The organism is Methylibium sp. T29 (genome assembly GCF_000576205.1).
GTDB lineage: Bacteria > Pseudomonadota > Gammaproteobacteria > Burkholderiales > Burkholderiaceae_C > Methylibium > Methylibium petroleiphilum.
In genome coordinates this window covers 1-14,954 of sequence record NZ_AZND01000078.1, presented here as the reverse complement: position 1 = coordinate 14,954, position 14,954 = coordinate 1, and the positions used below count along the sequence as shown (strand labels likewise).

The 14,954-nt window shown below is 67.8% G+C and carries 13 protein-coding genes and 4 pseudogenes; 10 read left to right on the top strand and 7 right to left on the bottom strand.

What is annotated here, in order from left to right:
- Both x551_RS27300 and glmM read left to right on the top strand, forming a co-directional pair.
- A pseudogene (locus x551_RS27300) lies at positions 1-149 on the top strand (dihydropteroate synthase); the annotation flags it as partial.
- Positions 150-192: 43 nt separating this feature from the next.
- Complete coding sequence (glmM, locus tag x551_RS11285) at positions 193-1,566, top strand: phosphoglucosamine mutase (protein WP_036229713.1); 1,374 nt, start codon at positions 193-195, stop codon at positions 1,564-1,566.
- A 43-nt stretch (positions 1,567-1,609) separates the two neighbouring features.
- Here the strand turns inward: glmM and x551_RS11280 are convergent, their stop codons facing one another.
- Complete coding sequence (locus tag x551_RS11280) at positions 1,610-2,095, bottom strand: fasciclin domain-containing protein (protein WP_036229716.1); 486 nt, start codon at positions 2,093-2,095, stop codon at positions 1,610-1,612.
- Between the two features lie 219 nt (positions 2,096-2,314).
- Here x551_RS11280 and pstS point away from each other — a divergent pair, with 219 nt between their 5' ends.
- From pstS to phoR, 7 genes and pseudogenes are all read left to right on the top strand, one after another.
- Entirely contained in the window at positions 2,315-3,355 is a 1,041-nt protein-coding gene (gene pstS, locus x551_RS11275) for a phosphate ABC transporter substrate-binding protein PstS (RefSeq protein WP_036229718.1), read from the top strand.
- A 129-nt stretch (positions 3,356-3,484) separates the two neighbouring features.
- Complete coding sequence (gene pstC / locus x551_RS11270) at positions 3,485-4,462, top strand: phosphate ABC transporter permease PstC (RefSeq protein WP_049820778.1); 978 nt, start codon at positions 3,485-3,487, stop codon at positions 4,460-4,462.
- On the top strand, positions 4,459-5,343 hold the full coding sequence (pstA, locus tag x551_RS11265; protein ID WP_036229721.1) for a phosphate ABC transporter permease PstA: 885 nt from the start codon (positions 4,459-4,461) through the stop codon (positions 5,341-5,343). The genes pstC and pstA overlap by 4 nt, the downstream gene beginning before the upstream one ends.
- A gap of 13 nt (positions 5,344-5,356) precedes the next feature.
- Entirely contained in the window at positions 5,357-6,142 is a 786-nt protein-coding gene (pstB, locus tag x551_RS11260) for a phosphate ABC transporter ATP-binding protein PstB (protein ID WP_011828874.1), read from the top strand.
- Between the two features lie 16 nt (positions 6,143-6,158).
- The gene (gene phoU / locus x551_RS11255; RefSeq protein ID WP_011828875.1) at positions 6,159-6,866 is read left to right on the top strand and encodes a phosphate signaling complex protein PhoU; all 708 of its coding nucleotides are present in this window, start codon (positions 6,159-6,161) and stop codon (positions 6,864-6,866) included.
- 19 nt (positions 6,867-6,885) lie between these two features.
- A pseudogene (gene phoB, locus x551_RS11250) lies at positions 6,886-7,586 on the top strand (phosphate regulon transcriptional regulator PhoB).
- A gap of 29 nt (positions 7,587-7,615) precedes the next feature.
- Complete coding sequence (gene phoR / locus x551_RS11245) at positions 7,616-8,998, top strand: phosphate regulon sensor histidine kinase PhoR (RefSeq protein ID WP_036229726.1); 1,383 nt, start codon at positions 7,616-7,618, stop codon at positions 8,996-8,998.
- Here the strand turns inward: phoR and x551_RS27295 are convergent.
- The 6 genes and pseudogenes from x551_RS27295 to trxA form a co-directional block, all read right to left on the bottom strand.
- Positions 8,941-9,162, bottom strand: coding sequence for a hypothetical protein (locus x551_RS27295; RefSeq protein WP_253950356.1), 222 nt, complete (start codon positions 9,160-9,162; stop codon positions 8,941-8,943). The two genes, phoR and x551_RS27295, sit on opposite strands and share 58 nt — an antisense overlap.
- A 21-nt stretch (positions 9,163-9,183) precedes the next feature.
- Positions 9,184-10,220: pseudogene (locus x551_RS11240) on the bottom strand (MATE family efflux transporter); the annotation flags it as partial.
- A 95-nt stretch (positions 10,221-10,315) separates the two neighbouring features.
- Positions 10,316-11,983 (bottom strand): hypothetical protein, encoded by a 1,668-nt coding sequence (locus x551_RS11235; RefSeq protein ID WP_036229729.1) that lies wholly within the window; start codon positions 11,981-11,983, stop codon positions 10,316-10,318.
- Between the two features lie 169 nt (positions 11,984-12,152).
- Positions 12,153-12,413 carry a type B 50S ribosomal protein L31 gene (locus tag x551_RS11230; RefSeq protein ID WP_036229732.1) on the bottom strand — a complete coding sequence of 87 codons (261 nt, stop codon included), beginning with the start codon at positions 12,411-12,413 and terminating at the stop codon, positions 12,153-12,155.
- A 124-nt stretch (positions 12,414-12,537) separates the two neighbouring features.
- On the bottom strand, positions 12,538-13,800 hold the full coding sequence (gene rho / locus x551_RS11225) for a transcription termination factor Rho (protein ID WP_036229752.1): 1,263 nt from the start codon (positions 13,798-13,800) through the stop codon (positions 12,538-12,540).
- A 238-nt stretch (positions 13,801-14,038) separates the two neighbouring features.
- On the bottom strand, positions 14,039-14,368 hold the full coding sequence (gene trxA, locus x551_RS11220; protein ID WP_011828882.1) for a thioredoxin TrxA: 330 nt from the start codon (positions 14,366-14,368) through the stop codon (positions 14,039-14,041).
- Between the two features lie 217 nt (positions 14,369-14,585).
- Between trxA and x551_RS11215 the strand changes: the two are divergent.
- Positions 14,586-14,954: pseudogene (locus x551_RS11215) on the top strand (hypothetical protein); the annotation flags it as partial.

Here is a 14,954-nt window from a genome sequence, read left to right as displayed (position 1 = left end):
CCGGCCGCGAGCTCGGCGACCGCCTGGTGCCCAGCGTCGCGGCGGCGCTCGCCTCGGTGCAGCGCGGGGCGCGCATCGTGCGCGTGCACGACGTGGCCGCCACCGTCGATGCGTTGAAAGTGTGGCGGGCTGCCGGTCTTTGCCCCTGAGCGCAGGGTTCGCCTCGCCGGGCGCCCGGCACAATGGCACCCCATGAGCAGAACCTATTTCGGCACCGACGGCATCCGTGGCGCCGTCGGCCAGGCACCGATCACGCCCGACTTCGTGTTGCGCCTCGGTCATGCGGTCGGTCGGGTGCTGAAATCGCAACAGACCTCCCCGGCGTCGCGGCCCACGGTGCTGATCGGCAAGGACACGCGCATCTCGGGCTACATGCTGGAGTCGGCCCTGGAGGCGGGCTTCGCGTCGGCCGGCGTCGACGTGTTGCTGACCGGCCCGCTGCCCACCCCCGGCGTGGCCTACCTCACCCGGGCACTGCGGCTCAACCTGGGTGTCGTCATCAGTGCCTCGCACAATCCCTACGGCGACAACGGCATCAAGTTCTTCTCGTCCAAGGGGGAGAAGCTGCCCGACCGCTGGGAGCAGCAGGTCGAGGCCACCGTCGAGGAGCCGGCGCAGTGGGTCGACTCCAGTGGGCTCGGCAAGGCGCGCCGGCTCGACGATGCCCAGGGCCGCTACATCGAGTTCTGCAAGAGCACGGTGGCCGGTGAGCTGAGCCTGAAGGGCCTGAAGCTGGTGGTCGATGGCGCCCACGGCGCCGCCTACCAGGTGGCGCCCGCGGTGTTCCACGAACTCGGTGCCGAGGTGATCTCCATCGGGTGCAACCCGAACGGGCTCAACATCAACGACGGCTTCGGGGCCACCCATCCCGAGGCGCTGGTGAGCGCCGTGCAGGCCCATCAGGCCGACTACGGCATCGCGCTCGATGGCGATGCCGACCGACTGCAACTGGTCGATGCCACGGGTCGTCTCTACAACGGCGACGAACTGCTGTACCTGATGACGCTCGACCGACTCGCGGCCGAGCCGTCGGAAGACGCTGCGCCGTCGCGCGTCGGCGTGCCCGGCGTGGTCGGGACGCTGATGACCAATCTCGCGGTGGAGCAGGCCCTCGCGGCGCGTGGCGTCGCATTCGTGCGCGCCAAGGTCGGGGACCGCTACGTGCTCGAGGAATTGCTGGCGCGCGGCTGGCAGCTCGGCGGCGAGGGCTCGGGTCATCTGATCGCGCTGGACAAGCACACCACCGGCGACGGGCTCGTCAGCGCATTGCAGGTGCTGCAGGCGGTGGTGCGCAGCGGGCGCACCCTGGCGCAACTGCTGGAGGGGTTGACGCTGTTTCCGCAGGTGCTGCTCAATGTCCGGCTGCAGCCGGGTCAGGACTGGAAGGCCAGCGCCGCGCTCGCCGAGGCGCAGCGCGAGTCGGTGGCTGAACTGGGCGACCGCGGCCGCATCCTGATCCGGCCGTCCGGCACCGAGCCGCTGCTGCGCGTGATGGTCGAGGCCAGCGACGCAGCCCTGGCGCAACGCTGCGCCCAGCGCATGGCCGACGCGGTGCGCCGAGCTTGATCCGACGTGCGCGGGCCGCCTTGGCTCGGGCACGCCGCCCACGTCACTTCTTGACCGGCGGGATCAGCACCTTGTCGATCACATGCACCACGCCGTTGCTGGCGAGCACGTCGCTCTGGGTCACCAGCGCTTCATCGACCGTCAGGAAGGTTCCGGCCTTTGCTACCGCCAGGTTGGCGCCTTGCGCGGTCTTCAGGTTGCCCGGTTGCACGTCGGCCGCCAGCACCTTGCCCGGGGCCACGTGGTACAGCAGCACCGCCTTGAGCTGTTCCTTGTCCTTGCTCAGGGCGTCCAGGGTCTTGGACGGCACGGCCTTGAAGGCGTCGTCGGTCGGCGCGAACACGGTGTAGGGGCCGGTGCCGCTCAGTGTCTCGGCGAGGCCCGCCTCGGCGATCAGCTTGTTCAGGGTCGACAGCGAGGGCGTCGCGGCCGCGGTGCCGGCGATCGTCTTCGGCGCTGGGGTCGAAGCGCAGCCGGCCAGGGCCAGCCAGGCGGCCGAGGTGGCGAGCAGCAGGGTGCGTTTGTTCATGGAAACTCCTGTTTCTGTGAAGGGGCGGCGGAGGCTCAAGCCCACCAAGCCGATCGCCGCGGAGCATAGAAGTCGATCGTGACACTCCGGTGACGGATCGGCGAGGGCGCTGTCACGAAAAAGTCCAGGCCCGCCACTGTCGGCGGCGCGTCATGGCTCTGTCACAAAGCCCACCTAGAGTGCGGCCCATCGATCCACCAAGCTTCGAAAGGGCTGCTCATGAACGTTTCTCTCCTCCGCTCCACCCTCGCGGCGGTCGCGCTGATCGCCGTGGCCGGCACTGCCTCGGCGCAGGACATCACCGGCGCCGGCGCCTCCTTCCCGGCCCCGGTCTATTCGAAGTGGGCCGATGCGTACAACAAGGCCACCGGCGCGCGCCTCAACTACCAGTCGATCGGTTCGGGCGGCGGGATCAAGCAGATCAAGGCCAAGACGGTCGATTTCGGTGCGTCCGATGCGCCGCTGAAGGACGAAGAGCTGGCCAAGGACGGCATGGTGCAGTTCCCGACCGTGATCGGCGGCGTGGTCCCGGTCGTCAACATCAAGGGCATCGCCCCAGGCCAGATGAAGCTGACCGGCCAGGTGCTGGGTGACATCTATCTGGGGAAGATCACCAAGTGGAACGACCCCGCGATCGCCGCGCTCAACGCCGGCGTGACGCTGCCCGATGCCTCGATCGCCGCGGTGCGCCGCGCCGACGGTTCGGGCACCACCTTCCTGTTCACGAACTACCTGTCCAAGGTCAACGCGGAATGGAAGACCAAGGTCGGTGAAGGCACCGCGGTCAACTGGCCGACCGGCGCCGGCGGCAAGGGCAACGAGGGCGTGTCGGCTTTCGTGCAGCGTCTGCCGAACTCGATCGGCTATGTCGAGTACGCGTACGCCAAGCAGAACAAGATGTCGCACGTGATGCTGAAGAACAGGGACGGCCAGTTCGTCGGTCCGGACGAAGACAACTTCAAGGCCGCCGCTGCCGGCGCGGAATGGGCGAAGAGCTTCTACCAGGTGCTGACCGAGCAGCCGGGCAAGGAAGCCTGGCCGATCACCGGCGCGACCTTCATCCTGATGCACAAGTCTCAGGACAAGCCCGAGAGCGCCGCCAACGCGCTGAAGTTCTTCGAGTGGGCCTACAGCAGCGGCGACAAGATGGCGGCCGACCTCGACTACGTGCCGATGCCCGACACCGTCAAGACGATGATCCGCAAGCTGTGGGCGGACAACATCAAGGACGCCTCCGGCAAGGCCGTCGCCTACAAGTGACCTGCCACGCCGACCCTGGGAGGGGTCGGTTCGAGGGGAGGCGCGCATGCGCCTCCCTGTTGCTGCAACGAAGGAGGAGGCGACGTGGCCGCTACACTGCCTGCAACCCCGTACCCCGATCAAGACAAGATGGAACGATCCGACCCGCAGGATCGGCCGCCGGTCGTGCGCAAGGCGGCGCCCTGGGCCGACACCGTGTTCTCGGTGCTTGCACACGCGGCCGCCATCCTGACCCTCGGCCTGCTGGTCGGCATCATCGTGTCGCTGATCATCGGCGCCGGACCGGCCATCCAGGAATACGGCCTGAGTTTCCTGTGGCGCAGCGAATGGGATCCGGTCCAGAACCAGTATGGCGGGCTGGTGATGATCTACGGCACCGTGATGACCTCGTTCATCGCGTTGCTGATCGGCGTGCCGGTGAGCTTCGGCATCGCGCTGTTCCTGACCGAACTCTCCCCCGGCTGGCTGAAGCGGCCGCTGGGCGTGGCGATCGAACTGCTGGCCGCCGTGCCGTCGATCGTCTACGGCATGTGGGGGTTGCTGGTGTTCGCCCCCATCCTCTCGACCTACGTGCAGCAGCCGCTGCAGGGCGCCTTCGATGGCGTGCCGGTGCTGGGCACGCTGTTCAGCGGCCCGCCGGTGGGCATCGGCATCCTGTCGGCCGGGATCATCCTGGCGATCATGATCATTCCCTTCATCGCCTCGGTGATGCGCGACGTGTTCGAGGTCACGCCGCCGATGCTCAAGGAGTCGGCCTACGGTCTCGGCTCCACCACCTGGGAGGTGGTGTCGAAGGTCGTGCTGCCGTACACCAAGACCGGCGTCATCGGCGGCATCATGCTGGGGCTGGGGCGTGCACTGGGCGAGACGATGGCGGTCACCTTCGTCATCGGCAACTTCAACCAGCTCAATTCGTTGTCGCTGTTCGAGGCGGCGAACAGCATCACCTCGGCCCTGGCCAACGAGTTCGCCGAGGCCGGCGAGGGCCTGCACCAGGCGTCTCTGATCTACCTGGGCCTGGTCCTGTTCTTCATCACCTTCGTGGTGCTGGCCTGTTCGAAGCTGCTGCTGGCGCAGTTGAAGAAGGGTGAAGGGAGTCGCTCATGAGCAGCATTGCAAGTCCTTCCGCAGCCGCGTTGCAGGCCTCGCGGCTGAGCAAGCACGCCAGCCGCAAGCGCATCAACGCGATCGCGTTGATGCTCTCGCTGGCGGCCATGTCCTTCGGTGTGTTCTGGTTGATCTGGATCCTGATCGAGACGGTGCGTCTGGGGGTCGGCGGCCTCGCGCTGTCACTGTTCACCGAGATGACGCCGCCGCCGCAGGCCGAGACCGGTGGTCTGGCGAACGCGATCTTCGGCTCGCTGTTGATGGTGTCGCTCGCGACGGCCATCGGCACGCCGGTCGGCGTGCTAGCCGGGGTCTACCTAGCCGAGTACGGCCAGAAGACATGGCTGGGCAGCGTCACGCGCTTCATCAACGACATCCTGCTGTCGGCGCCGTCGATCGTGATCGGCCTGTTCATCTACGCCGTCGTCGTGGCGCAGATGAAGAGCTTCTCCGGCCTGGCCGGCGTGATGGCGCTGGCGCTGATCGTGATCCCGGTGGTGATCCGCACCACCGAGAACATGCTGAGCCTCATCCCGAACTCACTGCGCGAGGCAGCGTATGCGCTGGGCACGCCGAAGTGGAAGGTCATCATGACCGTGACGCTGAAATCGGCTCGCGCTGGCGTGATGACGGGCGTGCTGCTCGCCATTGCCCGCATCGCCGGCGAAACCGCGCCGCTGCTGTTCACCGCGCTGTCCAACCAGTTCTGGACCACCGACCTGAACCAGCCGATGGCCAGCCTGCCGGTCACGATCTTCAAGTTCGCGCTGAGCCCGTACGAGAACTGGCAGAAGCTGGCGTGGGCCGGGGTGTTCCTGATCACGATCGGCGTGCTGGTGCTCAACATCCTGGCGCGCGTGCTGTTCCGCAACAAACACTGACCAAGGACTCGACATGGACGTCAAAGTCGAACTGCCCGTGACCGAGAAGCCCAAGCTCGCGGTGCGCAACCTGAATTTCTACTACGGCCACTTCCATGCGCTGAAGAACATCCACCTCGACATTCCCGAGAACAAGGTCACGGCCTTCATCGGGCCGTCGGGCTGCGGCAAGTCGACGCTGCTGCGCACCTTCAACCGCATGTTCGAGCTCTATCCGGAGCAGCGTGCCGAAGGCCAGATCCTGCTCGACGGCGACAACATCCTGACCTCGAAGGACGATGTCTCGCTGATCCGCGCCAAGATCGGCATGGTGTTCCAGAAGCCCACGCCGTTCCCGATGTCGATCTACGACAACATCGCCTTCGGTGTGAAGCTGTTCGAGACCCTGCCGCGCGTGGAGATGGACGAGCGCGTCGAGTGGGCCTTGAAGAAGGCGGCGCTGTGGAACGAGGTCAAGGACAAGCTGGGCCAGAGTGGCTCCGGCCTGTCGGGCGGTCAGCAACAGCGCCTGTGCATCGCGCGCGGCATCGCGATCAAGCCCGAGGTGCTGCTGCTCGACGAGCCCTGTTCGGCACTGGACCCGATCTCTACCGGCAAGATCGAGGAACTGATCCACGAACTGAAGTCGGATTACACCGTGGTGATCGTCACGCACAACATGCAGCAGGCTGCCCGCTGTTCGGACTACACCGCCTACATGTACCTGGGCGACCTGATCGAGTTCGGCCCGACTTCGGAGCTCTTCATGAAGCCGAAGAAGAAGGACACCGAGGACTACATCACCGGCCGCTTCGGCTGAGCCAGGGGGAACGAACATGAGCGACAAGCATCTCTCGACGCAGTTCGACAGCGAACTCAGCGGCATCTCCACGCGCGTGCTCGAGATGGGCGGCCTGGTGGAGTCCCAGGTGGCACAGGCGATGTACGCCTTGACCAACTTCAGCAGCGAGACGGCGAGCCAGGTGCTGCTGCAGGAGGAGAAGGTCAACCAGATGGAACTGGACATCGACCGCGATCTCTCCAGCATCATCGCGCGGCGCCAGCCGACCGCGCGCGACCTGCGCCTGCTCACCGCCGTGAGCAAGACCATCGGCAACCTCGAGCGTGTCGGCGACGAGGCGGCGCGCGTGGCACGCACCGTGCAGCGACTGGTCAACACGGGCGTGTCGAGTCGCCTGCGGCTGCCGGTCTCCGACGTGTCCTTCGAGGCCACGCTGGCGATCGCGCTGCTGCGCAAGTCGCTCGACGCCTTCGCGCGCCTCGACGTGGAGAAGGCGATCGAGGTGATCAAGCAGGACGACCAGATCGACCAGGAGTTCGAAGGCCTGATGCGCAAGCTGATCACCTTCATGATGGAAGATCCGCGCACCATCTCGTCGAGCATCGACCTGGTGTTCGTGGCGAAGGCGATCGAGCGCGTGGGCGACCATGCCAAGAACCTGGCCGAGCAGATCATCTACATCGTCAAGGGCATGGACGTGCGCCACAACCCCGTCGAGACCGTGGAGTCGATGGTCAAGTGACTCTCATAAGGAGCGAACGATGAGCCGAGTGCTGGTGGTGGAAGACGAGTCGGCGATCGCCGAACTGATTTCGATCAACCTGCGGCATGCCGGCTACGAAGTGACGATCGCGGCCACCGCCGACCAGGCGCAGCTCGCGATCGACAGCGTGCTGCCCGATCTGGTGATCCTGGACTGGATGCTGCCAGGCCAGTCGGGTCTGGCGCTAGCGAAGCGCTGGCGCGGCGAGAGCCGCACCAAGGAGCTGCCGGTCATCATGCTGACCGCGCGCGCGGAGGAGGGCGACAAGGTCGCCGGCCTCGACGCGGGCGCCGACGACTACCTGACCAAGCCGTTCTCCACCCACGAGCTGATGGCGCGCATCCGTGCCGTGCTGCGCCGCAAGGCGCCGGAGGCGCTCGACAGCGCTGTCGAACTCGGCGTGCTGAGGCTCGACCCGTCGACGCGCCGCGTGGCGCGCGGCGAGCAGGAGGTCAAGATCGGCCTACCGAGTTCCGTCTGTTGCATTTCCTCATGACGCACCCCGAGCGGGTGCACAGCCGTGCCCAGTTGCTCGACCGCGTGTGGGGCGACCATGTCTTCATCGAGGAGCGCACGGTCGACGTGCATGTGAAGCGTCTGCGAGAAGCGCTGGCGCCGGTGGCCTGCTCGACGATGATCGAGACGGTGCGGGGCGCCGGCTACCGCCTGACGCAGCAGATGGCGGCCGCCGCGGCCTGATCGGCCGGCCACCCGCGGGGTGAGTCCACTTGACCTGGCTGTTTCCGCGCCTCTTCTCCTGCCTTGTCGCGCTGCTGCTGGGCGGGACGGTCGGCTATGTGACCGGCGCAGCGGTGCGCGCGCCGATCCTGGGTGCCTTGCTGGGTGGCGCGCTGGCGATCGGTTTGATCGCCGCCGTGGACACCCTGCGCGGCGCGCGGCTGATCGCCTGGTTGCGCGGCTCGCAGGACACCGACGCGCCGCGTGACGCCGGCTTCTGGGGCGAGATCGCCTACCGCGTCGAACGCGGCATCCGGGCGCGTGAGCGCAGCACGGTGCAGGAGAAGGCGCGGCTCGCACAGTTCCTCGACGCGATCGAGGCCTCGCCGAACGGCGTGCTGATGCTCGACGTCAACGGGCAGATCGACTGGTGCAATTCGGTGGCGGCCTCGCACTTCGGTCTCGACCCGCGGCGCGACCGGCTGCAGCGCATCACCAACCTCGTACGCGCGCCGGCCTTCGTGGCCTACCTGCAGGCCGGCGTCTACCGGGAGGCGGTGGTCTTCCCCAGCCCGAACGGCCTGGGCACGCTGTCGGTCCTGGTGCGCGACTATGGTGAAGGCATGAAGCTGGTGCTGTCGCAGGACATCACCGAGCGCGAACGGGCCGACGCCATGCGCCGTGATTTCGTGGCCAACGTGTCGCACGAGATCCGCACGCCGCTGACGGTGCTTTCGGGGTTCATCGAGACCATGAGCACGCTGCCGCTGACCGAGGTGGAGTCGCGTCGCGTGCTCGTGTTGATGAGCCAGCAGGCTCAGCGCATGCAGACGCTGGTGAGCGACCTGCTGACGCTCGCGCAGCTCGAGGGCAGCCCGCGTCCGGCCGCCGACCGCTGGATCGCGGTGTCGCGGCTGCTGCAGCTGGTCGAGGCCGACGCCCGCACGCTGTCGCAGGGCCGGCACACGCTGACGCTGGCTGGCGACGACAGTGCACAGATCGCCGGAGCCGAAACGGAGCTGCTGAGCGCGCTCACCAACCTGGCGAACAACGCCGTGCGCTACACACCCGAAGGCGGACGCATCGACATCAGCTGGCGCCGGCTGGCCGACGGCAGCGGCGAGTTCGCCGTCAGGGATACCGGCCTGGGCATCGAGCGTGAGCACCTTCCGCGCTTGACCGAGCGCTTCTACCGGGTCGATGGCAGCCGCTCGCGCGACACCGGCGGCACCGGCCTGGGACTGTCGATCGTGAAGCACGTCGCGCAGCGCCACGGCGGCGAACTCGACGTGCAGAGCGAGCCCGGCAAGGGCTCGACCTTCCGTCTCGTCTTTCCGGCCGCGCGCCTGCGCTGCGTGGCGGCGCCGACGACACCTCAGCCGGCCAGCGACCCGGAGGTCCCCGTGGGCGACCTCACGGCCGACACGCGCTGAAGCAGGGCCAGCAGCAACGCGCTGACGCAGCCGAGCGCCACCACGTTGGCCAGCCAGAATGCGGCCGGGCCCGCCAGCGCGTTCGGCCAGACCGGCGGCGGGCTGAAGGCGAGCCAGGCCCCGCCGGCCAGGCCGATGCCCCACAGCCCGATCGCATAGCTCAACGCCGGGAGCAGCGCGATGCGGTAGGCGCGCAGCGCGAAGGAGGCAATGCATTGAGTGGCGTCGGCGAGCTGGCTCGCGGCGACGAACAGCAGCAGCTGGGTGGCCACGGCCTGCACGGCCGGGTCCGGGCTGTAAGCGCGCGCGAGCGGGCCGCGCAGCCCGGCCAGCAGTGCACCGAGCATCGCCACCAGCGCCAGCGCGAGCCACAGGCCTGCCGCCAGATGCGCCGCGCCTGCGTGCGGTCGCCGGCGCCGAGGGCCTGCGCAGTCTGGGCGCCGGTGGCGATGCCGATCGACAAGGGCAGCATGTACAGCACCGCCGCCACGTTGGCGGCGATCTGGTGTCCCGCCAGCGGCGTGGTGCCCAGGCGGGCGATGAACACCGCCATCAGCGCGAAGCCGGTCACTTCGAAGAACAGTGCCGCCCCGCTGGGCAGGCCGAGCCGCAGCAGTTCGCGCTGCGCGTCCCAGCGCGGCCGTGACCAGCGGGCGAACAGCTGCAGTTCGCGATAGGCCGGATGATGCATCAGCATCAGCGCGGCCACGCCGGCCAGCGTGCACTGCACGATCAGCGTGGCGATCGCGCATCCGGCCACACCGAGCGCCGGCACGCCGGCGCCTCCGAAGATCAGCCAGGCGTTGAGCGGCAGCTTGAGGCCCAGCGCCATCAGCTGGAGCAAGGTGACCAGCAGCGGCCGCGACAGGCCCTGGTTGAGGCCGCTGTAGACACGGAACAGCAGGCCCGCCGGCAGCGACCAGGCCAGCCAGCCGAGGTAGGACTGCACGCGCTCGAGCACCGCCGCATCCGTCCGGGCCCAGCTCAGCGCCAGGCCGGGGAAGAGCAGCACGGTCATGCCCGGCAGTGCGATCGCCAGCGCCAGCCACACGCCCTGCTGGAAGCTGCCGCGGACGCCTTCGTGGTTGCCCGCACCGTGATGGTGGCCCACCACCGGGATCAGCGCCTGGAGCACGCCGGTCAGCGCGATGTAGACGCAGATGTAGACCGCTGCTCCGATCGACAGCGCGGCCAGATCGGTGCTGTCGTGGCGACCGGTCATCACCGTGTCTGCCACGGTGTAGCCGATCACCGCCACCTGGCCGACCAGGATCGATGTGGCGTGGCGCGCGATGCGTCCGGTGGTCCCCGCGCCGCTCACCGGCCGGCGCTCGCGAGATCGCGTCGGTAGACGACGGTCTGCTCGGCGCGATCGGTCGGTCGGCGCTCGCGCGCCAGCAGCTTCCACCCGGGCCGCGCCAGCGTCTCGGTCACGGCGTTCGCGCGCGCCGTGGTCAGCAGGAACTCGCAGCCGGTTTGCGGCGGGACCGGGTGCGTCTCGACACGCCAGCCACCGTGGTACTCCAGCGCGGCCAGCTGGGCCCGTGGCAGGCCGACCGTGGCGATGCAGGCGTCGCTCGGCACATGCTGGGCGATGCGCTCGACCAGCGGGCGGTCGCTGCGCGCGTAGTCCAGAACCGGCAGCAACAGTGTCATGGCCAGCAGCCAGCACAGGCTCAGGCCGCCGGCCGGCAGCACGAGGCTCTTCCAGAGCACGGGACGATGGCGACCGGTGCGCCAGCGCACCAGCAGCAGCCACGCTAGGGTGCCGGCCACGGCCGCCAGCAGCGGGAACCACGCGAAGCTGCTCTGGTAGCCCGGCACCAGCCGGGCAACGTTGGAGGCGGTCTTGGCCGGCACCCCGGTCTGCAATGCGGCGTAGACGACCCACACCGCGATGGCGGCGATGCTGAAGAACGCGACCGAGAACCAGTCGATCGCGGCCGACACGCTGCGCTGCAGGGTCGGCAAGGCGAACGCGGCCAGCGCGGCCAGCGGCGGGAGGGCCAGCATCAGCGCCCGGTCGGAGCCGCCCATGCCGATGCAGGCGAGCAGCGCGACGGCTGCCGCGGTGGCGGGCACCGCGATGTGCCGATGCATCAGGTGGCCCCGCCAGCGCCACAGCGTCCAGCCGGCCATCGCCCAGGCCGGCCAGGCGAACCAGGCCAGCAACTGCACCACCTGGCTGACGTCGGGCGTGCCGAGCCGCCAGCTCCAGGCGCCGATCGCCAGCGCGATGGTGGACGCCAGCGCGGCAGCCCCCGCGATCCAGAGCGAGAACAGCCGGGCCAGCGGATAGCTGGACCGCAGGCAGACGACAGCGCCGGCCAGCGCGTAGCCCAGTCCGATGGCCGGCGCGCCGCTGGCGGCCAGTACCGGCAGGGCCAGCAGCACGGCCCCGCGCGACGCCCAGCGGCGCGAGACACTCGCCGCCATGGCATAGAAGAACAGCGCTGCCGCGAACAACTGCATCAGCTCCGGCGTGGTTTCGTGCCCCAGCTGCAGCAGGCCGAGCGTGGCCATCAGGGCCAGCAGGGCGCCGTCGGCGATGGCCCGCGCGTAGTCGACCGGGCTGGCCTCGCCGCCGAAGGCGAACGGCAGCGGCTGGGCGTTGTCGGTCCTGGCCAGGTGGTAGGTGCCGTACCAGGTGAAGACCAGCACGCCGACCAGCAGCAGCGCGAATGGCAGGCGGGCCGCGAGCGCCGGATCGAGCAGACCGCCGAACAAGTGGATGCCCAATGCACCGAGCCAATACGGCAGCAGGGCGCCGTCTGCCGGCAGCCCGGCAATCGAGGGCGACAACAGGTCGGCCCCACCCTGCGCCAGGCTGAACATGTAGCCGAAGGCGGTGATGTCGGCATTGCGCCAGGGATCTCTCCCGAACAGACCGGGCAGCACATAGGCGGCACAGAACAGCAGCAGCGCGCTGCGTGGCAGGCGCTCGACGGCACGCTGCGAGACAAGGGCGGGAGTGGGGGTGCTCAAGACGGAAGGGGCGGTGGCGACGACGCGGCATCTTGCAGCAAAAGCCGCGACCGCGAACGTAAAGCAGGCGCACCGAACGTGGCGGTGCCCCGGCAGGTCGCGGTCCCGGGGCCCGAGTCGGCAACAAAAAAGGCAGCCGAGGCTGCCTTTGCACGTGTGCGAACCGCCGTCACTTCTTGGCGCCGAGGTGCGCGAACTTGTTGCGGAACTTCTCGACGCGACCGCCCAGGGAGTCGACGCTCTTCTGGGTGCCGGTGTAGAACGGATGCGATTCGCTGGTGGTCTCGAGCTTGAACAGCGGCAGTTCGCGGCCGTCGTCCATCTTGACGGTTTCGCGGGTCTGGGCGCACGAACGCGTCACGAACTTGAAACCGTTGGAGAGGTCCACGAAGCACACGTCGCGGTAGCTGGGGTGAATGCCGTCTTTCATCTCGAATCCTCGCAGGGTCTGGGTGCGGGAGCCACGCTGAGTCGCCACTGCGGCCATACAACGCACTTTCCGCCATGGCGAAAGCCTGAAATTATGCCATGCATCAACGACTTAGGCCAGGGGCTCAGCCGCCGCGGCGCATCATGTCGAAGAAGTCGAGGTTGGTCTTCGTGGCCTTCATCTTGTCGAGGATGAACTCCATCGCCTCGATCTCGTCCATCGAATAGAGCAGCTTGCGCAAGATCCAGGTCTTCTGCAGGATCTCTGGCTTGAGCAGCAGCTCCTCGCGGCGGGTGCCCGACTTGTTCAGCAGGATCGACGGGTAGACGCGCTTCTCGGCCATGCGGCGATCCAGGTGGATCTCGCAGTTGCCGGTGCCCTTGAACTCCTCGTAGATCACCTCGTCCATGCGGCTGCCGGTGTCGACCAGCGCGGTGCCGATGATGGTCAGCGAACCGCCTTCCTCGATGTTGCGCGCGGCGCCGAAGAAGCGCTTGGGGCGCTGCAGCGCATTGGCATCGACGCCACCCGTCAGCACCTTGCCGGAGGAGGGAAGCACGTTGTTGTAAGCGCGCGCCAGGCGGGTGATCGAGTCGAGCAGGATCACCACGTCCTTCTTCAGCTCCACCAGCCGCTTGGCGCGCTCGATCACCATCTCGGCCACCTGCACGTGGCGTGCGGCGGGCTCGTCGAAGGTGGAACTGATGACCTCGCCGCGGATCGTGCGCTGCATCTCGGTCACTTCCTCGGGCCGCTCGTCGACCAGCAGCACGATCAGGTGCACTTCCGGGTAGTTGGCGGTGATGGCGTGCGCGAGGTTCTGCATCATCACCGTCTTGCCACTCTTCGGGGCCGACACCAGCAGCGCCCGCTGGCCCTTGCCCAGCGGGGCGATCAGATCGACGATGCGGCTGGTGATGTTCTCCTCGGCCTTGATGTCACGTTCGAGCTTGAACTGCTCCTTGGGGAACAAGGGCGTCAGGTTCTCGAACATGATCTTCTGCTTGTTCTCCTCCGGCGTGATGCCGTTGACGATGTCCACCTTCACCAGGGCGAAGTAGCGCTCGCCGTCCTTGGGGACGCGCACCTCGCCTTCGATCATGTCGCCGGTGTGCAGGTTGAAGCGGCGGATCTGGCTGGGGCTGAGGTAGATGTCGTCGGTGCTCGCGAGATAGCTCGCCTCGGGGGAGCGCAGGAAGCCGAAGCCGTCGGGCAGAACTTCCAGCACGCCGTCGCCGAACACCTGCTCGCCCTGCTTGGCGCGCTTCTTCATGATCGCGAACATCAGCTCCTGCTTGCGCATGCGGGCGCTGTTCTCGATCTCCAAGGTTTCGGCGACCTTGATCAGTTCGGATATGTGCTGGGCTTTGAGTTCGGATAGATGCATGAAGCGCACCTCGGGGGCAAGCGTGACCACCCGGAAAACGGGCGCCACCGGAGTCGGGCGATCGCAGGCTCTGGATAGGGCCCGGACCGCTCGCGGTCGGTGCCGATCGACATGCGATCGACGGTAGGACAGGTGTTCTGGGAGGGGGTGCCGGCTCCACGCGCTGGATGCAGCGTGGCGGCAATCTCGCTGGTGCTCGGGGCAGGCGGGTGGCCTCGCCCCGGCACGTTTGCAGCGATTATAGGTGGCCGTCGAGGAATGCGGTCAACTGCGACTTGTTCAGGGCGCCGACCTTGGTGGCGGCCAGTTGCCCGCCCTTGAACAGCATCAGCGTCGGAATGCCGCGGATACCGAACTTCGCCGGCACGTCGCGGTTCTCGTCGACGTTCATCTTCGCGATCTGCAGCTTGCTGCCGTAATCCTTGGCGACTTCGTCGAGGATCGGGGCAATCATCTTGCACGGGCCGCACCACTCGGCCCAGTAATCGACCAGCACGGGAGTACCGGACTTGAGCACGTCGTCGTCGAACGACGCATCGGAGACGTGTTTGATCAGTTCGCTGGCCATCATGGGTCCTTCAACTGCCGCCTGTCGTGCGCAGTTCGCACGAGCTTCCAGGGCACAATGATTTTGACACAAGGCCCCTGGCGCGCCGCGCGGCGCCGGCCCTGCACGCTATGGGGACGATAGAAGGATCCCGCCCCTGAATCCGACACCGGACCCTGCCGCCAAGGACATGCCACCCGAGGCCGACCTGGCGGTCGCCGCATGCTGGACGCGCCTGGTGCGCGAGATCGCGGCGTTTTCGCGCCGCGAGGCCCTTGCATCGCGGGATGTCGTCGTGCTGCTGCCCTTTGCTCAGCATCTTTCGTTGGCGCGGGCCGCCTGGCTGGCGCTCGACCACGCGCCCTGGATACCGCGTTTCGAGACGACGCAGACCTTGCAGCGTTCGCTCGGTCCACCGCAGCCGGCCGCACCAGGCGAACTGGCTTTCGATCCGGTGGCCGATCCGCTGCAGGCCGCACAACTGCTGCGCGAGCAGGTTCCGGATTGGCCGCATCGCGATCCGCGCGGCTTCGCGCTCGCCGTCGCGCGCCTGAACGAGACGGCGCAGGTGCTGGCGCGCGCCAGGCTGGCGCTGCCGCCGGCCCAG